Below are 20,683 nucleotides of genomic sequence, written 5' to 3'. Positions count from 1 at the left end.
TGATCCCGCATACCGGGAGGCTACGCTGCACTCATGCTGCGTTCTGTCATCCTCGCCGCCGCCAGGTCATCGAAGATCGAGCGCCTCGTCGGCACCGCGCCCGTGTCCCGGTCGCTCGTGCGCCGCTACGTCGCGGGCGAGACGACGGCCGAGGCGGTCGCCACCACCCGCGCGCTCGCCGCCGACGGGCTCCTCGCCACCCTCGACTACCTCGGCGAGGACACCGTCGTCGTCGAGCAGGCCGACGCCACCCGCGACGAGTACCTCAGCCTCCTCGCCGCCCTCAAGGGCGAGGGCCTCTCCAAGGCCGCCGAGGTCAGCGTCAAGCTCTCCGCGCTCGGCCAGCGCCTCGACCCCGAGCTCGCCTACGACCGCGCCCGCGAGATCTGCGAGGCCGCCGCCGACGCCGGGACCACCGTCACCGTCGACATGGAGGACCACACGGTCACCGACTCCACCCTGGAGATCGTGCAGCGCCTCCGCGAGGAGTTCACGCTCACCGGCGCCGTCCTCCAGGCGTACCTGCGCCGCACCGAGGACGACTGCAAGGCCCACGCCGTCGCCGACTCCCGCATCCGCCTGTGCAAGGGCGCCTACAAGGAGCCCGAGTCCGTCGCCTACCAGCGCAGCCTCGACGTCGACCGCTCCTACGTGCGGTGCATCAACGCCCTCATGGCCGGGGACGGCTACCCGATGCTCGCCACCCACGACCCGCGGCTCATCGAGATCGGCGTCGACCGCGCCCGCTGGTACGACCGCGACAAGGACTCCTTCGAGTTCCAGATGCTCTACGGCATCCGCACCTCCGAGCAGCTGCGCCTCGCCTCCGAGGGCTACCGGATGCGCGTCTACGTCCCCTACGGCGACCAGTGGTACGGCTACCTCATGCGCCGCATGGCCGAGCGCCCCGCGAACCTCGCCGTGTTCCTCCGCTCACTGTGGACCAAGTCTTAGCGAATTCACATCCGGGCCGGGACGGCGGAGGCCGCCCCGGCCCGGGTGAGCTGCGCCGCGACCGGTGGACGCCCGGTGCACGGCGCGCATTCGCGGCTCGCGCGACTAGCGAACGGCGACTACAGTTGCGAACGTGACTCAAGCCCCCGAGGACTTCCCCCCGGCATCCCCCGAGCAGCCCGCCGCCGAGCCGCAGGCGGCGAACCCGCCCGGCCCCGCCGCGCCGCTCGTGCCCGGCCAGCGCGGCGCCTCCGACGCGCCCCGCGCCGCCGCGCCCGGGCCCGTCCTCCCGCAGGCCGAGAACGCCGAGACCGCGCTCCCGCAGCCCGCCCCCATGCCGCCGATGATCGAGCCCACGCAGCCGCCGTCGGCGCTCCCGGTCGACATGGCGCCCCCCGGCATGATGCCGCCCGGCGCCCCCCAGGGCGCCCCTGGCATGGCTCCGCCGGGAGCCGTCCCGCCCGGCTACGGCCATCCTGGGCAGATGCCTCCCGGACAACTCCCCCCCGGCGTCGGGCCCGGCCCGATCCCCGTCTCCGCCATGCCCCCCTGGCCCGGCGGCCCCGCGGGCTACTACGCGCCCCGCCCCGAGCCCAAGCGCAACCGCCTCGCCACCGTCCTCATCGTCGTCGCCCTCGTGGCCTCCTCAGTCTTCGCCGGCGCCCTCGTCAACGGCTGGCGCCCCGGCTTCGCCGACAACCCCACCGGCACCATCGACGGCCTCGCCGTCGAGCCCGGCGAGGGCACCGTCCCCAGCCCCGACGCCGACGCCCCCGCCTCCGAGATCCTCGCCTACCTGCGCGAGCAGGCCCAGCTCGTCCTCGACGCCCAGTCCGAGTCGCTCCTCAACGGCAGCCTCGACGGCTGGCTCGCCGCCTACGACCCGACCCTGCACACGCAGATGACCGGCCGGTACGACTCGCTCACCTCCATGCAGGTGTCCCGCTTCGACTACCAGATCGCCTCGGGCCCCATCGAGGACGCCTCCGGCGCCGTCCCCCTCTACGACATCTCGATCGCGCTCTCCTACTGCTTCGTCGAGCCCGCCGAGACCTGCAAGGCCGCCGACATCGTCTTCGACACGCGCTGGCGGGCCGACGACGACGGCATGCGCATGATCGAGGTCCAGAACTCCGAGTTCGGCGAGGGCCCCCACCCGTGGGAGGTCACCGACCTGGTCGCCGCGGTCGGCGAGCGCACCGTCACCGCCGTCCCGGTGTCCATGGAGGCCCGCCTCGACGAGGCGCTCGCGGTCTCCGAGGCCGCCGCCGAGAACGCCGACCAGTGGGCGTACTGGGAGAAGCCCGACCGGTACGTCATCTACATCGCCTCCGACGAGGAGTTCGACACCTGGTTCGGCGGCATGTGGGACTCCGAGGACGTCCTCGGCTTCGCCCTGCCGCTCAACGGGACCGTCGACGGCGAGCGCCAGCCGTCCACGTACGCCACCGTCATGGGGGTCGACCGCACCGGCTGGGGCGAGGGCCTCACCTCCGTCATCCGCCACGAGCTCGGCCACGCCGTGACCCTGTGGGCCGCGCCGTCCGAGCGGTACGCCGACGACACCTGGTGGATGGTCGAGGGCGTCGCCGAGTACATCGACCACGGCGACCGGGCCCTGGAGGACTACGACCGCATGTGGGACGTGCGCGACTACGTCGCCCAGGGCGGCTGCGCGGCCGACATCCTCCCGCCCGACGAGGACGACGACACCCTCGCGGGGTCCGGGAAGTACGGCTGCGGGTTCCTCGGCGTCCACTACATGATCGAGACCTACGGGGTCGACGCGTTCGCCGAGTTCTTCGGGCTGACCGCACGCGAGGGCACCCCCGCGGTCGACGCCGCGCAGACCGTCTACGGAAAGGACTACGCGGCGATCATGGAGGAGATTACGGCGTTCATTGCCCAGACCGTGTGAGATCGGGTGTTGCCGGGTGGCGCGGACTGCCGTAACATGAGCAACATCCCAATCGAAAGACATCAACGTCACGCTTCGTGACGACCGACTTGTTTCGGTTCATAGGGCATTCGCGTCCACCGCACCTCTAACACATCACACAACCCCACGTCCTTGCACAGGCAATAGTGCTCGCAACAGCCCTCGACAGAACGGTGAGACACATGAGCGAACCCGGGGACCTCCTCGACGAGGTCAAGTTCTTGACGGTGACGGAAGTGGCCGAGTTGATGCGCGTCTCGAAGATGACGGTGTACCGGCTCGTCCACAACGGTGAGATCGCGGCGGTGCGGGTGGGGCGCTCCTTCCGCGTCCCCGAGAGCGCCGTGAAGACCTACCTCTCCGAGGCCCTCCAGACGGACGAGTGACCCCGCTCGGCCAGTCCCGGCCCCGCCACGCGCGAGCTGTGACGGGGCCTTCGCACGGACTCGCCCGGCGAGGGGGCCGCCGGGGGGACGGGCTAGGCTGGTCGGGCTCTAACTATCGTCTAGTCAACACCTGTGAGGAAGCTCTATGGGCTCGGTCATCAAGAAGCGGCGCAAGCGCATGGCGAAGAAGAAGCACCGCAAGCTGCTCCGCAAGACCCGCGTTCAGCGTCGCAAGCTCGGCAAGTAACCGAGGCGACCGGCTTCCGAGCACCTGCGGGTAGGCTGGGCTGCATGCCAGAGTTCGATGCCGTGTTCGCCTTCGATGTCCGGGGCGTGATCTCGCAGATCATCGGGTACGGAGCAGCGCTCCTGTCCTTGATCGCCGTCATCCACTGCGCAGTGCAGAAGCCCGAGGCGTTCAACGCCGTCGGCACCCTCTCGAAGGGCACCTGGCTCGGGCTCCTCGTCGTGAGCCTCGTGCTGGCGCTCCTCTTCGGCGGCTACGGCCGGCTCAACCTGTTCGCACTCGTCGCCATCGCGGCGGCACTGGTGTACCTCCTGGACGTCCGCACGGGCATCAAAGACATCGGCGGCAGCACCTACTGAGGTGCGCTCTCGCGCCGGAGCGATCCGACTTGCGGAAAGCCGCGCCAGCGGATGCTGGCGCGGCTTTCGGTGTGCTCGCCGTCGGTTCGAGTGCCTGACGGCGCCTGGTTCTAGTACCTGACGACGCCGCGGGCCATCTCCCGCAGGCGCGCGACCCGCTGCGCCGTCGGCGGGTGCGTCGAGAACAGGCTCGCGAGCCCGCCCCCGCGCAGCGGCGACTCGATCATCAGGTGCGACTGCTCCGCGATCCGGCTGTCCGCCCGCGCGGGCATCCGGTCGACCCCCGCGGAGATCTTCTCCAGCGCACTCGCGAGCGAGAGCGGGTCACCCGTCAGGCGCGCGCCGTCGGCGTCCGCCTCGTACTCGCGCGAGCGCGAGACGGCCATCTGGATCAGCCCGGCCGCGACCGGCCCGAGGATCATCGTCAGCAGCAGCACGAGCGGGTTCGGCCGGTCCTCGTCGTCGGAGGCGAAGAACGGCAGGAACATCGCGAGGTTCGCGAGCATCGTGATGATCCCCGCGAGCGCGCCCGCGACCGACGAGATGAGGATGTCGCGGTTGTACACGTGCGACAGCTCGTGCCCGATGACGGCCCGCAGCTCGGCGGGCGTCAGCAGGTGCACGATCCCCTCGGTGACCGCGACCGCCGCGTGCTGCGGGTTGCGGCCCGTCGCGAACGCGTTCGGCTGCATCGTCGGGGAGACGTACAGCCGCGGCATCGGCTGCCCCGCGCGCTGCGCGAGCTCGCGCACCGTCGCGTACAGCTGCGGCGCCTCCGCTTCGGACACGGGCCGGGCCCGCATCGCGCGCAGGGCGATCTTGTCGGAGTTGAAGTAGGCGTAGGCGTTCATGCCGACCGCGATCACCGCGGCGATGAGGACGCCGGTGGAGCCGCCGAAGGCGTAGCCGATGGCGATCACGATCGCCGACATCGCGCCGAGCAGCACCGCCGTCTTGAGGCCGTTGTGGTGCTTCATGGTGGTTGGGTTTCCCTCCTTGTGGGAAAAGCAACGTCCTGGTTACGGCCAGTATTTCTGGACGAACTGGGAATTCACCGAGAAACGGACGTGAAGTCCAACACGAGCTGCGGCGCCAGCGACACGGCAACGAGGGCCAGGGCGGCGATGGTCAGCGCGACCGCGTACCGCCGCGGAACGGCCCCTGACCTGCCCGTGAGCACCGCCCGCGCCAGCGGCAGGTAGTACGCGAGGCCGACGACCGCGCCCGCCGCGACCACCACCGCCAGCCACACCGCCGACGACGCGAGCACTTCGAGCACCGCGACCTTCGCCACCGTCCCGGCGAGCGCGGGCGGCAGCCCCGCCAGCCCGACCACCGCGAACAGGAACACCGACGCCGGCAGCGGCGCGGCCTTCCACAGCCCGGCCAGGTCGGCGACCGCGCCGCCGTCCTCCGCGCGCACGGCCGTGAGGGCCGCGAAGACCCCGGCCTCCAGGAGCACGAAGAACACCGCGTACGCGAACGCCGCCGAAGCGGCCGCGCCCGCGTGCTCGCGGCCCGCGGCGGTCGCGATGACGGCGAGCGGCGCGAGCGCGTACCCGGCGTGCGCGATCCCCGACCAGGCCAGGAGCGGCACGGTGCGGCGCTGCACGAGCGCCCCGAGGTTCCCGACCGCGATCGAGGCGACCGCGAGGACGGCGACGACGATCCCGGCGCTCGCGGTGCCCCGCAGCCCGAAGGCGACGACCCAGACGATCGCGACGGCGCCGCCGAGTTTGGAGGCGCTCGCCAGGTAGGTGGCGATGGGAAGCGGGGCGCGTTCGAGGACGAGCGGCGCCCAGGCGTGCAGGGGCGCGGCGGCGAGTTTGAAGGCGAGCCCGGCGAGGAGGAGCGCGGTCCCGGCGGCGGCGAGGCCCGCGTGGGCGTCGCCGAGTGCGGCGGCGAGCCCTTCGAGGTGGACGGTTCCGGTGGCGGCGTAGAGGAGCGCGGCGCCCATGAGGGCGGTCGCGGAGGAGGTGACGGAGGCGATGAGGAAGGTGGTCCCGGCTTCGGCGCCGTCGCGGCCGGGGCGGGTGACGAGGACGTACAGCGGGAGCGTGAGGGTCTCGACGGCGACCACGAGGGTGATGAGGTCGCGGGCCCCGGCGAGCGCGATCCCGCCTGCGGCGGAGGCGGTCAGGAGGAACCAGTTCTCGCCGGGCCGCCTGCCGCTGACGGCGGCGACGAGGACGGCGAGGGCGGCGAAGAGCGCGGCGGCGCCCATGGCGGCGTCGTCGGCGACGTAGGAGTGCCACTCGCCGACGGCGAAGGCGGCGCGGTCGGGCCCGAGTCCGATCCAGACGGCCGCCGCGGAGGCGGTTCCGAGCCCGATCATGGCGGCGGCCTTGGCGAACCGGCCGGTGAACAGGGCGGCGGCGGCGGTGGCCGCGGCGAGGTAGAGCGGCAGCATCGCGGCGTGGTCGATCGCTTGGGCGCGCATCAGAGGTGGCCTTCCGCGAACAGGGCCAGGAGCGGGCCGGGGACGAGGCCGAGGAGGAGGGTCCCGGCGACGAGCGGGGACCAGACGGCGGCTTCGGCGGCGGAGACGTCCCCGATGCCGAAGGCCGCGGGCGCTACGGACCCATGGCTCACGTGCTTGAGCATCCGCAGCAGGTAGGCGGCGGCGAGGAACGCGCCGAACGCGGCGGCCGCGGCGAGGAGGAGCCAGGCGCCGCCGCGTTCGGCCGCGGCGTACACGGTGAACGCCTCGCCCCAGAACCCGGCGAGGCCGGGCAGGCCGAGGGAGGCGAGGGCGGCGAACCCGAGGAGCCCGGCGAGCGCGGGCGCGGCGAGGCGCAGGCCGCCGAGGGCGGTGAGGCTGCCGGTGCGGGTGCGGGCCTTGAGGGCTCCGGCGAGGAAGAACAGGAGCGGGGTGACGAGGCCGTGCGCGAGGTTCCCGAAGAGCGCGGCACGCAGGCCCGCTTCGGTGCCGGCGGCGAACGCGAGGACCACGAATCCCATGTGGCCCACCGAGGAGTACGCGATGAGGCGCTTGAGCTCGGGCAGGCGCAGGCACACGAGCCCGGCGACGACGATCCCGACCGCGGCGAGCACGGCGAGGACGGGCGCGGCGTCGGCCGCGCCTTCGGGCGCGAGGCCGCCCGCGACGCGGATCAGGCCGTACGTGCCGAGCTTGAGGAGGACTCCCGCGAGGAGCACCGAGCCGACGGTGGGCGCGGCGGTATGCGCATCGGGGAGCCAGGAGTGCAGCGGCCACAGCGGGGCCTTGACGGCGAAGCCGATCGCCAAGAGGGAGAACACGAGCAGCGACACGCCACTGCTGACACCCCCTGCGGCGATGATGGCGCCGAGGTCGGCGGTCCCGGTGTCCGCGATCGCGACGAACAGGCCGGTCGCCATGAGCAGCGACCCGGCGATGGTGAACAGCGCGAACTTCGCGGCGGCCCGCCGCCGCGTCCGCGGGTCCCCGAACCGGTGCACGATCGCCCACATCGGCAGCAGGACCGCTTCGAACGCGATGAAGAACAGCACGAGGTTGTCGGCGAGGAACACGAGCGTCGACGCCGCCTGCACTGCCAGCAGCAGCGCGGTCAGCACGGGCGACTGCCACCCGTCCCGCTCCTCCCCGCCCGCTCCGGAGGGCACCCCGTGCACCGGCGCCGCCGCAAGGGGAGGCCCCCCGATTTCAACGCTACCCGCACCATCCTGAAGGGAACCTGAAGCGCCCGTTGCAACCTGAAGGTGGCCTGAAGTCGCCGGACCGGCGGCGTGCACACCAGTCACCGGGTCCCCGCCGCCGGGGGTCCCCCCGTTTTCAACGCTACCTGCGGGTTCCTGAAGGGGAGCTGAAGCGGGCTGAAGGGAGGCTGAAGCGCTCGCCTGGTCGGCGCCGTAGAGGTCGGCGGCCCGCTGCTCGGCGCCGACGGCGTTGTGGAGGCAGCAGAGGACCCCGAGGAGCGCGGTGAGGAGGGCGAGCGTCCAGGAGACGCCGTCGACCGCGAGGGCGAAGTCGAGGTGGAGCGAAGGCGCCCAGGGGATCGCGACGCGGTGCCACCAGGTCGCGCCGTCCCCGGCGATGAGCGCACCGGTGTCGCGCCCGACCGGCAGCAGCGCCACCGCGGCGAACGCCAGCCCCGCAGCCCCGGCCCCGATCCAGTGCGCGTAGGGCTTGCGCCGCAGCCCCCATACCGCGAGCGCCCCGCTCGCAGGCAGCGCCGCCGCCAGCACCAGCATCAGTTCCACAGGCCCACCCCGATCGCGACCGCCGCGACCACGAGGGTTCCGGCGGCGCTGAGCCGGAGGTAGCGGACCAGGCCGCCGCGATGGCCCTCCGCCGTGTGCTCGGCCGCGGCGAGGGTCGCCCGTGCGGACCCTTCGACGGCGCCGCCGTCGACCAGGCGCACGTCGAGGGTCGTCGCAGCAGCGCTCAGAGCGGCCGCGGCGCTGCGGGTCGCCTTGGCCGCGAGGCGTTCCGCGTACAGGCCCTCGGCGAGCGCGCCTCGGGCGCGGCCCAGGATGCGGGCCGGGTCGCGGTCGGGGACCGGTTCGCGGGCGCGGCCGTCGCGCCACCAGGAGTCCGCGACGATGGCGATGCCGCCGACCGTGGCGAGCAGCAGCAGCGCCATCAGGTCCCCGTGGAGCTCGGGCACCTCGAAGGGCCCAGCGTAGTAGAGGGCGCCGACAAGCACCGTCGCCGCGGTCAGCGCCCACAGGCTGAACGACTCCGCGCGCGGCACCGCGGGCAGCGCCGCGGGCCCCGGGCCGCGCCAGAACAGCAGCAGCCACAGCCGCGTCGCGTACGCCGCGGTCAGGATGCTCGCGCCGACCCCCGCCCAGAACACGACCACCCCGGCCGGGGTCCCGGCCTCGTAGGCCGCGCCGAGCACGGTCTCCTTCGAGTAGAACCCGCCGAGCGGCGGCAGGCCCGCCATCGCCGCGAGGCCGATCGTCATGGCCCAGAACGCGAGCCGCGAATCGCCCGGCCGCAGCCGCGTCGCCCGCAGCGACCCGTCCGTGCCCGCCAGGGCGATCACCACGCCCGCGGTGAGGAACAGCAGCCCCTTGAACGCCGCGTGCGCCACGAGGTGGAACAGCGCCGCGTCCCCGGCCGCGACCGCCACGGCCGCGAACATGAAGCCGACCTGCGACACCGTCGACCACGCGAGCACGCCCTTGACGTCCCGCGCCGCCAGCGCGCACAGCCCCGCGCCGACCATCGTCACCGCCGCCACGACCGCGACCACGAGCAGCAGGTCCGCGGGCCACGCGGGGAGGAGCCGTGTGAGCACGTACGCGCCCGCCGCGACCATCGTCGCCGCGTGGATCAGGGCGCTCACCGGGGTCGGGCCGGCCATCGCCGGGGGCAGCCAGATCTGGAGGGGGAACTGCGCGGACTTCCCGATGCAGCCGAACAGGATCAGGAGCATCGCGAGCGTGGGCGCGTCGTGGATCTCGCCGATGCGGAAGGTGCCCGCGGCGACGCCGGTGATCATGACGCCGAGGACGAACGCGACGTCCCCGAACCGGGTCACCAGGAACGCCTTCGCGGCCGCGCCCGGCGCCTGCGGGAGCTTCGCGTAGTGGGCGATGAGGAGGTACGAGCAGGCGCCCATGACCTCCCAGCCGATGAGGAGGAGCACGAGGTCGTCGGCGGCGACGACGAGGAGCATCGCGGCGCAGAACAGGTTCACCTGGGCGGCGAACGGCGCGTAGCGCGGGTCGTCGCGCAGGTACGCGGCCGAGTAGAGCTGCACGAGGAGCGACACGAACCCGGTGGCGAGCGCGACGGCGCACGCGCCGGGGGAGAGGTCGAGGGCCGCGGTCGCGGTGACGGAGCCGAAGTCGGCGAGCACATAGGACGCCTGCGGGTTCGCGAACGAGACGGCGGCGGCGCACGCGAGCGCCGCGCCCGGCCCGGTGTAGGCCAGTACGACGGCGAAGTCCCTGCGGTGCACCAGGAGTCCGGCGAGGCCCGCGGCGGCGGGGGCGGCGATGAGGAGCCAGGCGAGGGCGGTCACCGGGGCACCCGCCGCTCCGCGGCCCCGCCCGCGGTCCCCTCGGCGGCGTCGTCTTCGGGGAGGCCGTCGGTGTCGATGGAGGCGCGCTCGCGCCACAGGTTGAGGACGAGCGCGAGGCCGACGCCGACTTCGGCGGCGGCGATGACCACGATGAACAGCGCGAAGCTCTGCCCGGTGTGGGAGCGGACCACGAGGTCGGTGGTGACGAGGACGAGGTGGACGCCGCCGAGCATGAGCTCGGCGGCGGCGAGCTGGAGGACGGCGTTGCGGCGCGTGAGGACGCCGTAGAGGCCGATCGCGAAGAGGCCCACGGCGATCAGGTATCCGATCAGCGGATGCACTGGGTCCTCCCCGGCGGGAGGGGATCGGTCGATCGGGGCCACATGGCCCCATCTTGGACCACGGGGCCTGCGAAAGTCCAGACCCGGGGCCGTGTCGATCCGCCTGAAACGCCGGGTCGCGGGCCCGGCCCGCCCCCCGGTCACCACCGGCCCCACGGTCCACGCGCGGGCGGGTCACCAGTCGGCGCGGCGGCGCTCCATGCCGTCGAGGATGAGGTCGAGGCCGATCGCGAACTCGTCGCCGTAGGCGTACCCGGGCTTCAGGGCGTGCTCGACGGCGATCTCGACGAGGTGCGGGAACATGCCCTGCGCCTGCGCCATGATCCCTTCGGTGAGCGCGGCCATGTCGTCGCCGCCCGCGGCGTCGAACGGCAGCGCGGCCTCCTGGATCGCGAAGCCGTACACGTAGCTGTCGAGCAGCGAGATGGCATGGGCCGCACCGGCGACGGAGAAGCCGTCGGCGCGCAGGCACCCGAGCACGGCGTCGTGGTGGCGCAAGGTGGCGAGCCCGGCGTTCACGCGCGAGTCCATGAGGCTGACGGCCCACGGGTGGCGGCCGAGCGCCGCCCGCATCGACCCGGCCCGCCGCCGCATCCCCTCCCGCCACGGCTCGCCCTGCTCGGGCAGCTCGACTTCGGCGAAGACGAGGTCGACCATGCCGTCGAGGAGCTCGTCCTTGTTCTTGAAGTGGTGGTAGAGGGCCATGGCGCGCACGCCGAGGCGCTCGGCGAGCCTGCGGGTGCTGGGCACGTCGCCGCCCGCGGCGTCGGCCATGTCGACGGCGGCGCGCAGGACCTTCTCCCTGCTCAGCGAGCCGCGGGCCGAGCCCGCGGCGGGTTCGTCGGTCACGTTCCGCTCCTGTCCATCCGCCGTACTTTACACCGTACAGTTTTCCTGTACAGTGTAAAGGAGCAAGTACCCTTCAACCCAGGAGCACGTCATGGAACCCATCCCGCAGACCGGCGTCGGCAAGAAGGTCTGCATCGTCGGCGCCTCAGGCAAACTCGGCCGCTACATGGTGCGGCACGCGCTCGACCGCGGCTACGAGGTCGTCGGCGTCTGCCGCGAGAAGAGCGTCCGCAAGCTCGACGACTTCGCCGGGCGCATCACCGTCCACGGCGCGTTCACGAACGACCGCGACGTCATCGAGCGCGCCGTCGACGGCTGCGACGCCGTCCTCACCGTCCTCGTCCCCTGGGGCGTCCACGACTACGCCTCCGGCACCGCCAAAGCCGTCATCGACTTCGCGAAACCCGGTGCGCGCCTGGTCTTCTCGTGCGGCTGGCACATCACCCGCGACGGCCAGGACCGGTACAAGCGCGGCATCAGGGCCGCCGTCGCCTTCGCGAAGCTCATGAAGATCACGCGCCTGGTCGACATCGCCGACCAGTACCGGGCCACCGACCTGATCTTCGACTCCGACACCCGCTGGACCGTCGTGCGCGGCAGCGACCTCGAAGAGGGCGAGAGCCAGGGCCTCCCCGTCTGGAGCCGCCACGTCGGCGACCCCATTCTGGAGAGCAACCTGACCCGCCGCACCGACTTCGCCCTGTTCATGGTCGCCGCCGTCGAAGACGACGCGCTCGTCCACGAGGCCCCCGCCATCAACGGCCGCCTCACGCCCTCAGCGCTCGCCCACGCCTCGGAGGCGGCCTAGCGCAGCAGCAGGTCCGCCAGGGCGAAGGCGAACAGCGCCACGGCGACGAAGCCGTTGGCGGTGAAGAAGGCCCGGTTGACCTTCGAGAGGTCGTCGGGCCGCACGATCGAGTGCTCGTAGACCAGGGCGGCCGAGACCAGTGCGAGGCCGATCCAGTAGAGGAGGCCGAAGCCGGTGAGGAGGCCGAACCACGCGAACAGGGCCACGGTCACGACGTGCGCGACGGAGGAGGCGTGGAGCGCGGCCTTCACGCCCCACCGCGCCGGGGTCGAGTGGACCCCGATCACGCGGTCGATCTCCACGTCCTGGCACGCGTAGATCAGGTCGAACGCGCCGATCCAGAGCCCCACGGCCGCACCGAGGACGATCGCCGGGCCCGAGCCCGCGAACGTCCCGGTGACGGCCAGCCACGCGCCCACGGGGGCGACCATCTGGGCGAGGCCGAGGACCGCGTGCGGGTAGTTCGTGAACCGCTTCGCGTACGGGTAGACGACGAGCGGCGCCACGGCGAGCGGGCTCAGGTAGAAGCACAGCGGGTTCAGGAAGAACGCCGCGGCGAGGAGCGCCGCGAGGCTCACCGCGCAGCCCCAGTACGCCGTCCGCAGCGAGACCTTCCCCGTGACGAGCTCGCGCTGCGCCGTGCGCGGGTTCTGGGCGTCGATCCGGCGGTCGATGATCCGGTTGGCGGCCATGGCGAGCGTGCGGGCCGCGACCATCGCCACGGTGACCAGGACCAGGTCGAGCCAGGAGAACGCGTCCTCCAGGCGCATCACGGTGAGCGTCGAGAGGTACGCGAAGGGCAGCGCGAACACCGAGTGCTCGAAGGCGACGAGCTTCAGGAAGTCCCTGACCGGGTTCGGGCGGGCGGCGGTGTCAGTCAATTCCGTATTCTTTCCAGCGTCGGTCCACAGTGGCCTTCACGGACGCGCTCATGCGCATCGCCTCCGGCCAGCCGCGCGTGTAGCCCTCCTCGGGCCACTTCGCGGTCGCGTCGATCCCCGCCTTGCCGCCCCAGAACTGGTGGTACGACGCGTGGTCGAGGTGGTCCACCGGGCCCTCGGTCAGCAGCAGGTCCCGCGAGTAGTCCACGTTCCCCAATGCGCGCCAGGCCACCTCGCGGTAGTCGTGCACGTCGCAGTCCGCGTCCACGACCACGATGAGCTTCGTCAGGCTCATCATCTGGAGCCCCCAGATCGCGCTCATCACCTTCTGCGCCTGCTTCGGGAACTTCTTGTCGATCGAGACGATCACGCAGTTGTGGAACACCCCCGCGGCCGGCATGTCGTAGTCCACGATCTCCGGGATCATGATCTTGACCAGCGGCAGGAACGTCCGCTCCGTCGCCTTCCCCAGCCCGTGGTCCTCCTGCGGCGGCGCCGAGGTGATGATCGTGTGGTAGATCGGCTTCCGCCGCATCGTCATCGCCTCGACGTGCATCACCGGGAACGGCTCCACCGGCGTGTAGAACCCCGTGTGGTCCCCGAACGGCCCCTCCGGGAGCCGCTCGCCCGGCTCGGCCCAGCCCTCCAGGACGATCTGCGCGTTCGCCGGGACCTGGAGCGGCACCGTCAGGCAGTCGGTCATCTCGACCCGCTCGCCCCGCAGGAACCCCGCGAACAGGTACTCGTCGATGTCCGGCGGCAGCGGCGCGGTCGCCGCGTACGCCATCACCGGGTCCGCGCCGATCGCGACCGCCACCGGCAGCCGCTCCCCGCGCTTCTCGGCCTCCGCGTAGTGCGACGTCGAGTTCTTGTGGATCTGCCAGTGCAGGCCGATCGTCCGCTCGTCGTGCTGCTGGAGCCGGTAGAGCCCCACGTTCCGCTTCCCGGTCTCCGGGTGCTTGGTGTGGGTGAGCCCGAAGTTGTGGAAGACCCCGCCGTCGCCGGGCCACACCTGGAGGCCCGGGAGCATGTTCAGGTCCACGTCGTCCCCGGTGAAGACGACCTCCTGGCACGGCGCCTTCTTGACCCGCTTGGGCGGCACCGACTTCAGCTGCATGAGCTTCCCGAGGCCGTCGCGGATGCCCGCCCAGCCCACGGGCAGCTCGGGCTTGGCGAGCTCGCCGATGCGCTGGCCGATCTCGTCGAGGTCGCCGACGCCGAGGGCCTTCGCGGTGCGGGAGGTGGTCCCGAACAGGTTGATCGCGAGGGGGATGTCGCTGCCCGCGGGCCGCTCGAACAGGAGCGCGGGCCCGCCGTCGCGGACCACCCGCTGCACGATCTCGGAGATCTCCAGGTGCGGGTCGACCTCCGCTGAGATCCGCTTCAGGTCGCCGTCGGCTTCGAGGGCGGCCAGGAACGACTGGAGGTCGTCGTAAGGGAACTTGGGTGCCACGGACCCCATTCAACCACCCGGGGCCGGGAGGGCCCGGCGAGGCCGATGCGGAGTGAACACGGTCCTTCGCGCGGAGTTCACAGGACTGTCGCACCCCGGCGGTAGGATTCCGTGTGATCTACTTAACGATACGGTACCGTATCGTTTCGGAATGACGTAGAGTCGTCACCAACACCAGGCCGCGCCTCGCGAAGCCCCAGGCTCGCGAGCACGCGCCACCCGCGCCCGGGACGTCACATGTCCCGCCCGCGGATCGTCATGAAGAGACGACAAGACACCACCCGCGGTATCGGCGCCGCGGCGACATCTCCGCACCGCCAGGTGCGATCGCAGAAATGGAAACCCTGTGAGCGAAACCCGTTCCGTTCCGGCCCCAGCGGCGGGAACCGACGACGACCACGGCCACCCCCGCAGGTGGGCGATCCTGAGCGTCCTCGTGCTCAGCCTCATCGTGGTCGTCCTCGACAACACCGTCCTGAACGTCGCGATGAAGACCCTCGCCGACCCCGAGCAGGGCGTCGGCGCGACCCAGAGCGACCTCGCGTGGATGATCAACTCGTACACGCTCGTCTTCGCGGGCCTCCTGTTCGCCTCCGGCGTCATCGGCGACCGCCTCGGACGCAAGCGGATGCTCCTGGCCGGCCTCGTCGTCTTCGGCGTCGCCTCCCTGCTCTCCGCCTACGCGTCCACGCCCGACCAGCTCATCTGGTACCGCGCCCTCATGGGCGCCGGCGCGGCCATCATGATGCCCTCGACGCTGTCGCTCCTGCGCAACGTCTTCTCCGCCAAGGAGTTCCCGAAGGCCCTCGGCATCTGGACCGGCGCGGTCGGCATCGGCGGCGCCATCGGCCCGATCGTCGGCGGCGCGCTCCTCGACCACTTCTGGTGGGGCTCGGTCTTCCTCATCAACGTCCCGATCGTCGTGTTCGGCCTCATCGCCATCACGATCCTCGCGCCCGAGTCCAAGGGCAGCCAGGCCAAGGCCGACTTCGTCGGCATGGCCCTGTCCATGATCGGCCTCGTCAGCCTCACCTACGGCATCATCGAGGCCGGCGACGCCGGCTCCTGGACCGGCATCGAGGTCTGGGGCACCATCGCCCTCGGCGTGCTCATCCTCGTCGGGTTCGTCCTCTGGGAGCGTCGCATCCCGCACGCCTCCCTCGACATGAAGCTGTTCAAGAGCACCCGCTTCTCCGCGTCCTCGGCGATCATCACCCTCACGTTCTTCGGGATGATGGGCCTGATGTTCTTCATGACCTTCTACCTCCAGATCATGAAGGGCTACTCGCCGCTGGAGACCGGCCTGCTGTTCCTGCCGTTCGGCGCCTCCATGCTCGTCTTCGCGCCGCTGTCGAACACGCTCGTGAACAAGTTCGGCGCCAAGGCCGTCGGCATCGTCGCGATGCTCCTGGTCATCACCAACTTCACGGTGACCGCGCTCGTGTTCGAGGCCGACACCTCCGTGTGGGTCGTCATCGGCCTGTTCTTCATCACCGGCGCCGGCATGGCCAACCTCATGCCGCCCGCGATGAACACGCTCATGTCCTCGGTCCCGCGCGAGAAGGCCGGCGTCGGCTCCGCCCTCGCCAACACGCTCCGCCAGGTCGGCGGCGCGCTCGGCGTGGCCGTCCTCGGCACGATCATGGCCCAGGTCTACCGGACCCAGATCACCGACGCCGCGCCGCAGCTGCCCGACGCCGCCCGCGAGTCCTACGCGTCCACCTACGGCGCCTTGGAGACCGGGGCGATCCCGGCCGACGCCGCCGCCCAGGTCGCGCAGGCCGCGAACGACTCGTTCATCCACGCGCTCCACACCACCGCGCTCGCCGCGGTCGCCGTGGGCGTGGTCGGACTGGTCATCATCGCGCTGTTCTTCCCGGGGAAGCGCCGCGCCGAAGGGACCGAGGCCCCCGCCGAAGCGGCCGAGCCCGCGCTCGTCGAGGTCTGAGGGACAATCGAGTCATGCGACCCGAGCTCCGCGATGCGACCGCCCACCACCGGGCCCCTGCGCCGACGACCCCCGCCAAGGGCCGCCCACGCAGCCAGGCGGTGAGCGAGTCCATCCTGGAAGCGGTGCTGGACCTCATCGCGGAGCACGGGAACGTCACCGACGTCAGCGTCGAGGGCGTCGCGGAGCTGTCGGGCGTCTCGAAGGCCACCATCTACCGGCGCTGGTCCTCCAAGGAGGAGCTCGTCGCCGCGGCCTTCGAGAGCATCAAGGCCCCTGCGCCGGAGGGGATCCCGCACACCTCGCTGCGCGACGACCTCATCTTCCTCGGCAACAATATGCGCCGCACCTACGGCCCGCGCGACATGAAGGTCGTGCGGTGCATGATGACCGTCTTCCACGAGGACCCGGAGTACAAGCGCCACCACGACCGGCTCGTGGAGCTGCGGCGCAAGTACGTCAGGGACACCTTCGAGTACTGGGCCGAGCGCGGCGAGGTCGCGCCGGACCTCGACCTCGACCTGGCGGTCGCGATGTTCACCAGCCCGCTCCTGACGATCTTCGTCTACGGGCAGTACTCGCACCTCCAGGCCGACGACACCGTCGAGCGCTTCGTCGACAACCTCCTGCGCGGCCTCGGCGGCCCGCTCTGCGAGACCCGCAACCCGTAAGGGACGCAAGCAGACGCACCGCGGCCCCGGCCGGTCGAACGACCGGCCGGGGCCGCAGTGCGTCGCACTTGGTTTTGCGACCGGGCCCCGCCGTCCCGCGGGGCCCGGTCTCCGGAAGGAACCGAGGATGTGGTCTGGGGGCCCGGCGATCCGCCTCCCGGAACGCCGGGCCCGGTACTGCGCCCCTGGTTGATGGGCGGGTAGGCGTTCTCCAGCAGCTCCTGACCGTGCTTCCTGGTTCCAGGAGCTGCTGGCGGCCCGATTAGTTCACCGGCGGGTAGGCGTTCTCCAGCAGCTCCTGGAACTGCTCGGAGGACCAGTGGCCCGAGAGCGGCATGTCGTCGCGGGCGCCGCTGGGGTTGTTGTTGTTGCGGATGTTGCCCCCGTAGTCCGGGTCGCACATCTCGTCGAAGCCCTTGCCCTCGTCGTTCGGGATCTCCTCCGACGCGCCGTCGGACTCGCCCGGAGGCTTGATCCACACGTAGGCGTCGATGCCGGGCTCAGGGCTCGCCTGCGGCCGCTCGCCGAGGCCGGCGCCGGCCTGGTTGCACCAGTTGCCCTTGTTGTAGCGCTGGTCGATCCGCGACTCGTCCACGAAGGTCACCGGGTTCGTCGAGGTCGAGGCCCCGGTCGGCCGGTAGTCGCCGCCCCAGCCGTTGCGGCTGGTGTCGATCAGCATGCCGATGTTCGAGTTGAACCCGTTGGAGACCAGCTCCTGGCGGAACGCCGTGGCGAAGTCGATCTCGCCGTTGTAGGCGTTCCAGTCCACCCACTTGACGTCGGGGTTCTGGTTGATCGCCTTGCCGCCGACGACCTGGTCGACGTTCCAGTACGGCTCTTCGAGCACCGAGTAGTTCGCGGTGTTCGTGATGAAGCCCTGGACGTCGTCCGCGGTCATGCCGTTCATGCCGATGAGCGTGCCGAACATGTCGGCCGAGGAGTGGAAGTTGTCGTACTGCGGGTCGTTGTTCGTCCAGCCGATCCAGCCGTGGTGGCCCGCGTCCAGGTAGTTGTACGTGTTCGGCAGCGAGCCGAGCTCGGCCGTCGCGTACGAGATGCCGTCCTGGTAGTTCCCGTTCGCCTTCATCGTGTTGCAGTTGGCGGTCGCCGTCGCGCGCGGGGCGACGTTGGTGACGAGGTTCGGCAGCGAGTCGATCTCGATCACGTTGACGATCTTCAGGTCGGCGTACTTCGCCTGGCCCATGATGTCGACGATCGGGTCGATGTAGTCGTTCTTGTACTCGTCGATCTCGTCCGCCGCCAGCTCGCCGTTGGAGGCCAGCGCGGCGCAGTCGCGACCGGGCAGGTTGTAGATGACGACCTGGATGACGTCGGCGCCCTGCGCGAGGGCCTCGTCGAGGTGGTCCTCCAGGCCCATCGACCCGGTGGTCGGGGAGCCGTTGCCGTAGATCGCGGAGGTCCGGTCGAGCCACACGGCGGTGGGCTCGTCGGCGATCGCGTCGCCGCCCGGCTCGGCCGCGGCGTTGGCCGACCAGATCGGGTTCACGTACACCTGAGCGCCCGTGTACGGGTTGTCGACCTTGTCGCCGCCGCCCGGGTTGCCGGTGGGGTCGTCGGAGGTGGGCGGCTCGCTCGTGGGCGGCTGGGTCGTGCCGTTGCAGACGTCGCCGTTGATGGTGAACTGCGCCGGGGTCGCCGAGGAGCCGGAGCCGATGAAGCCGAACACCTCCTTGCTCTGGCCGGAGGCGATGGAGCCGTTCCAGCCGACGTCCTTACCGGTGAACGAGGTGCCGCTCTGGGTGTAGCTCACGTTCCAGGCGCTGGAGACCGTGGTGCCCGAGGGGAAGTTCCACTTCAGCTCCCAGCCGTTGATCGGCTCCTGGGCGGTGATCGTGACGTTGGCCTGGAAACCGGAGCCCCAGCTGCTGACGACCTTGTAGTCGACCTTGCAGCCCTCTTCGGCGAGTGCCTGGTTCGCCGAAGCGAAGGTCAGCCCGGTGGCGGCGAGCGCGGCGACCGCGACGCCGGTGATGGCCAATCTCCTTCGTTTCTTAGGTACTTGCATGTTTCGATGTCCTTCGGGGTTGAAGGGCCGCAACCGCGCAGCCCGGAACGGGTGTCCATCGAGGGAAGCGCTCCCAAGATGTGCATTGATAATCTCCGATATATAGATGGGCTGTCAAGAGGTCCGGCTGGATATTTCGCGCATGGGAGGGCACGGGCCACCGCTTTCACGGCCGACCGGCCGCCCGGCAAGCGCTTGAATCAGTGAAAACGCTCCCGCGGAAACGCGAAGGGGAGCTTAGAAAAAGTTCGCGGCGGAGGGTGCACGGCGGCGGGGCCGCGCTGATGCGCGGCCCCGCCGTTTCCTGCGGGCGGAGTGCCGGTCCGCCCTGTCCCCACCCGGCTAGCTCACCGGCGGGTACGCGTTCGCCAGCAGCTCGGCGAACTGCTCGGACGACCAGTGGCCCGACAGCGGCATCTCGCCGCGCGCGCCGCTGGGGTTGTTGCCGTTGCGGATGTTCCCCTCGTACGCGGGGTCGCACATCTGGTCGAAGCCCTTGCCCTCGTCGTTCGGGATCTCCTCGGAGGCGCCGTCCGACTCCCCGGGCGGCTTGATCCACACGTAGGCGTCGATGCCCGCCTCGGGGCTGGCCTGCGGCCGTTCGCCGAGGCCGGCGCCGGCCTGGTTGCACCAGTTGCCCTTGTTGTAGCGGGGGTCGATGCGCGACTCGTCGACGAAGGTCACCGGGTCGGTCGAGGTCGACGGGCCGGTGGGCCGGTCGGGGCCGCCCCAGCCGTTGCGGCTGGTGTCGATGAGCATCCCGATGCTCTCGTTGAAGCCGTTGGACACCAGCTCGTCCCGGAACGCGGTCGAGAAGTCGATCTCGCCGTTGTAGGCGTTCCAGTCGACCCACTTCACGTCGCCGTTCTGGTTGAGCGGCTTGCCGCCGACGACCTGGTCGACCTCCCAGTAGGGCTCTTCGAGCACCGAGTAGTTCGCGGTGTTGGTGATGAACCCGTGCACGTCGTCCGCGGTCATGCCGTTCTCGCCGATGAGCGAGCCGAACAGCGCCGCGGAGGCGTGGAAGTTGTCGTACTGCGGGTCGTCGTTGGTCCACCCGATCCAGCCGTGGTGGCCCGCGTCGAGGTAGTTGTAGGTGTTCGGCAGCGCGCCGAGCGTCGCGGCGGCATAGGAGACGCCGTCGACGTAGTTCCCGTTCGCCTTCATCGTGTCGCAGTTGGCGGTCGCGGTGGCCCGCGGCGAGACGTTCGTGACCAGGTTCGGCAGCGAGTCGATCTCGATGACGTTGACGATCCGCAGATCCGCGTACGCCGGGTCGCCCTGGATCTCGGCGATCGGGTCGATGTACTCGGTCTTGTACCGGTCGATCGCGTCCGCGGGGAGCTCGCCGTTGGAGGCGAGCGCGGCGCAGTCGCGGCCCGGCAGGTTGTAGATGACGATCTGGACGACGTCCGCGCCCTGGGCGACGGCCTCGTCGAGGTGGTCGCGCAGGCCCATGGACCCGGTGGTGGGGGAGTCGTTCCCCTCGATGGCGCTGATGCGGTCGAGCCACACGCCGGTCGGCTGGTCGGCGATCGCGTCGCCGCCCGGCTCGGCCGCGGCGAGGGCCGACCAGACGGGGTTGACGTAGACCTGCGCGCCCTCGTAGGGGTTGTCGACCTTGGTCTGCTGGGCCTCGACGGGCTCCTCTGCGCCGGCCGTGGTCACCGCCAGGGCGCTGACGGTCGCGGCGGCGGCCGCCGCCGCGCCGAGCGCCACCAGTCTCCTGGGGCCGCTGTGGTGTCTGCTTCGGTTGAGCGTCATGTGCCTTCCCTTTGCTGGTCGGGGCTGGGGAACGGCTCCGCGTGTACCGGGTGTCCACGGAAGCGCTCCCAACATCACA

Annotated in this window: 18 protein-coding genes; 8 read left to right on the top strand and 10 right to left on the bottom strand. The window is 71.1% G+C overall.

Features of this window, described 5'->3' with window-relative positions:
• The first annotated feature begins 33 nt into the window (after positions 1 to 33).
• The 5 genes from B0I28_RS11705 to B0I28_RS11685 all read left to right on the top strand — a co-directional run bounded on the left by B0I28_RS11705 (position 34) and on the right by B0I28_RS11685 (position 3,885).
• Positions 34 to 954: a proline dehydrogenase family protein gene (locus B0I28_RS11705; RefSeq protein WP_106364021.1), complete on the top strand. Its 921-nt coding sequence runs from the start codon at positions 34 to 36 to the stop codon at positions 952 to 954.
• A 133-nt stretch (positions 955 to 1,087) separates the two neighbouring features.
• Entirely contained in the window at positions 1,088 to 2,872 is a 1,785-nt protein-coding gene (locus tag B0I28_RS11700) for a hypothetical protein (protein ID WP_106364020.1), read from the top strand.
• 203 nt (positions 2,873 to 3,075) lie between these two features.
• Entirely contained in the window at positions 3,076 to 3,279 is a 204-nt protein-coding gene (locus B0I28_RS11695; RefSeq protein WP_091031906.1) for a helix-turn-helix domain-containing protein, read from the top strand.
• Between the two features lie 145 nt (positions 3,280 to 3,424).
• Entirely contained in the window at positions 3,425 to 3,526 is a 102-nt protein-coding gene (locus B0I28_RS11690) for a 30S ribosomal protein bS22 (protein ID WP_081687713.1), read from the top strand.
• Positions 3,527 to 3,570: 44 nt separating this feature from the next.
• On the top strand, positions 3,571 to 3,885 hold the full coding sequence (locus B0I28_RS11685; RefSeq protein ID WP_106364019.1) for a DUF2516 family protein: 315 nt from the start codon (positions 3,571 to 3,573) through the stop codon (positions 3,883 to 3,885).
• Positions 3,886 to 3,995: 110 nt separating this feature from the next.
• Here B0I28_RS11685 and htpX read toward each other — a convergent pair whose 3' ends face one another.
• The 6 genes from htpX to B0I28_RS11655 all read right to left on the bottom strand — a co-directional run bounded on the left by htpX (position 3,996) and on the right by B0I28_RS11655 (position 11,053).
• Positions 3,996 to 4,862 carry a zinc metalloprotease HtpX gene (gene htpX / locus B0I28_RS11680; protein WP_106364018.1) on the bottom strand — a complete coding sequence of 289 codons (867 nt, stop codon included), beginning with the start codon at positions 4,860 to 4,862 and terminating at the stop codon, positions 3,996 to 3,998.
• 74 nt (positions 4,863 to 4,936) lie between these two features.
• A complete protein-coding gene (locus tag B0I28_RS11675) occupies positions 4,937 to 6,328 on the bottom strand; it encodes a proton-conducting transporter transmembrane domain-containing protein (protein WP_106364356.1) in 1,392 nt (463 codons plus the stop codon).
• On the bottom strand, positions 6,325 to 8,079 hold the full coding sequence (locus B0I28_RS11670) for a complex I subunit 4 family protein (protein WP_219926740.1): 1,755 nt from the start codon (positions 8,077 to 8,079) through the stop codon (positions 6,325 to 6,327). Before B0I28_RS11670 ends, B0I28_RS11675 begins: the two co-directional genes overlap by 4 nt.
• Positions 8,079 to 9,863: an NADH-quinone oxidoreductase subunit 5 family protein gene (locus B0I28_RS11665; RefSeq protein WP_219926712.1), complete on the bottom strand. Its 1,785-nt coding sequence runs from the start codon at positions 9,861 to 9,863 to the stop codon at positions 8,079 to 8,081. The genes B0I28_RS11670 and B0I28_RS11665 overlap by 1 nt, the downstream gene beginning before the upstream one ends.
• A complete protein-coding gene (nuoK, locus tag B0I28_RS11660; RefSeq protein ID WP_106364017.1) occupies positions 9,860 to 10,204 on the bottom strand; it encodes an NADH-quinone oxidoreductase subunit NuoK in 345 nt (114 codons plus the stop codon). Before nuoK ends, B0I28_RS11665 begins: the two co-directional genes overlap by 4 nt.
• Before the next feature lie 174 nt (positions 10,205 to 10,378).
• Entirely contained in the window at positions 10,379 to 11,053 is a 675-nt protein-coding gene (locus B0I28_RS11655; RefSeq protein WP_106364016.1) for a TetR/AcrR family transcriptional regulator, read from the bottom strand.
• A 91-nt stretch (positions 11,054 to 11,144) separates the two neighbouring features.
• Here B0I28_RS11655 and B0I28_RS11650 point away from each other — a divergent pair, with 91 nt between their 5' ends.
• A complete protein-coding gene (locus B0I28_RS11650) occupies positions 11,145 to 11,861 on the top strand; it encodes an NAD(P)-dependent oxidoreductase (protein WP_106364015.1) in 717 nt (238 codons plus the stop codon).
• Here the strand turns inward: B0I28_RS11650 and mqnP are convergent.
• Both mqnP and B0I28_RS11640 read right to left on the bottom strand, forming a co-directional pair.
• Entirely contained in the window at positions 11,858 to 12,742 is an 885-nt protein-coding gene (mqnP, locus tag B0I28_RS11645) for a menaquinone biosynthesis prenyltransferase MqnP (RefSeq protein ID WP_106364014.1), read from the bottom strand. The two genes, B0I28_RS11650 and mqnP, sit on opposite strands and share 4 nt — an antisense overlap.
• Entirely contained in the window at positions 12,735 to 14,204 is a 1,470-nt protein-coding gene (locus tag B0I28_RS11640; protein WP_106364013.1) for a menaquinone biosynthesis decarboxylase, read from the bottom strand. Before B0I28_RS11640 ends, mqnP begins: the two co-directional genes overlap by 8 nt.
• Positions 14,205 to 14,541: 337 nt before the next feature.
• On the opposite strand from B0I28_RS11640, the gene B0I28_RS11635 reads away from it, so the two are divergent.
• Positions 14,542 to 16,143: an MFS transporter gene (locus tag B0I28_RS11635; protein WP_106364012.1), complete on the top strand. Its 1,602-nt coding sequence runs from the start codon at positions 14,542 to 14,544 to the stop codon at positions 16,141 to 16,143.
• Positions 16,144 to 16,157: 14 nt separating this feature from the next.
• Entirely contained in the window at positions 16,158 to 16,814 is a 657-nt protein-coding gene (locus B0I28_RS11630; protein WP_106364011.1) for a TetR/AcrR family transcriptional regulator, read from the top strand.
• Between the two features lie 262 nt (positions 16,815 to 17,076).
• Here B0I28_RS11630 and B0I28_RS11625 read toward each other — a convergent pair whose 3' ends face one another.
• Complete coding sequence (locus B0I28_RS11625; RefSeq protein WP_106364010.1) at positions 17,077 to 18,840, bottom strand: glycoside hydrolase family 6 protein; 1,764 nt, start codon at positions 18,838 to 18,840, stop codon at positions 17,077 to 17,079.
• A gap of 342 nt (positions 18,841 to 19,182) precedes the next feature.
• Positions 19,183 to 20,604 (bottom strand): glycoside hydrolase family 6 protein, encoded by a 1,422-nt coding sequence (locus B0I28_RS11620; RefSeq protein ID WP_281260928.1) that lies wholly within the window; start codon positions 20,602 to 20,604, stop codon positions 19,183 to 19,185.
• Positions 20,605 to 20,683 lie beyond the last annotated feature (79 nt).

Origin of the sequence: Glycomyces artemisiae, assembly GCF_003002955.1 — a bacterium.
Taxonomy (GTDB): domain Bacteria; phylum Actinomycetota; class Actinomycetes; order Mycobacteriales; family Micromonosporaceae; genus Glycomyces; species Glycomyces artemisiae.
This window is presented reverse-complemented; position numbering and strand designations above follow the sequence as displayed.

Excerpts from the sequence above, each read along its gene's own strand:
- B0I28_RS11705 (WP_106364021.1), top strand. The coding sequence starts at position 34 with ATGCTGCGTTCTGTCATCCTCGCCGCCGCCAGGTCATCGAAGATCGAG.
- B0I28_RS11695 (WP_091031906.1), top strand. The coding sequence starts at position 3,076 with ATGAGCGAACCCGGGGACCTCCTCGACGAGGTCAAGTTCTTGACGGTG.
- B0I28_RS11690 (WP_081687713.1), top strand. The coding sequence starts at position 3,425 with ATGGGCTCGGTCATCAAGAAGCGGCGCAAGCGCATGGCGAAGAAGAAG.
- B0I28_RS11685 (WP_106364019.1), top strand. The coding sequence starts at position 3,571 with ATGCCAGAGTTCGATGCCGTGTTCGCCTTCGATGTCCGGGGCGTGATC.
- htpX (WP_106364018.1), bottom strand. The coding sequence starts at position 4,862 with ATGAAGCACCACAACGGCCTCAAGACGGCGGTGCTGCTCGGCGCGATG.
- B0I28_RS11670 (WP_219926740.1), bottom strand. The coding sequence starts at position 8,079 with ATGCTGGTGCTGGCGGCGGCGCTGCCTGCGAGCGGGGCGCTCGCGGTA.
- B0I28_RS11650 (WP_106364015.1), top strand. The coding sequence starts at position 11,145 with ATGGAACCCATCCCGCAGACCGGCGTCGGCAAGAAGGTCTGCATCGTC.
- B0I28_RS11640 (WP_106364013.1), bottom strand. The coding sequence starts at position 14,204 with ATGGGGTCCGTGGCACCCAAGTTCCCTTACGACGACCTCCAGTCGTTC.
- B0I28_RS11630 (WP_106364011.1), top strand. The coding sequence starts at position 16,158 with ATGCGACCCGAGCTCCGCGATGCGACCGCCCACCACCGGGCCCCTGCG.
- B0I28_RS11625 (WP_106364010.1), bottom strand. The coding sequence starts at position 18,840 with ATGCAAGTACCTAAGAAACGAAGGAGATTGGCCATCACCGGCGTCGCG.
- B0I28_RS11620 (WP_281260928.1), bottom strand. The coding sequence starts at position 20,604 with ATGACGCTCAACCGAAGCAGACACCACAGCGGCCCCAGGAGACTGGTG.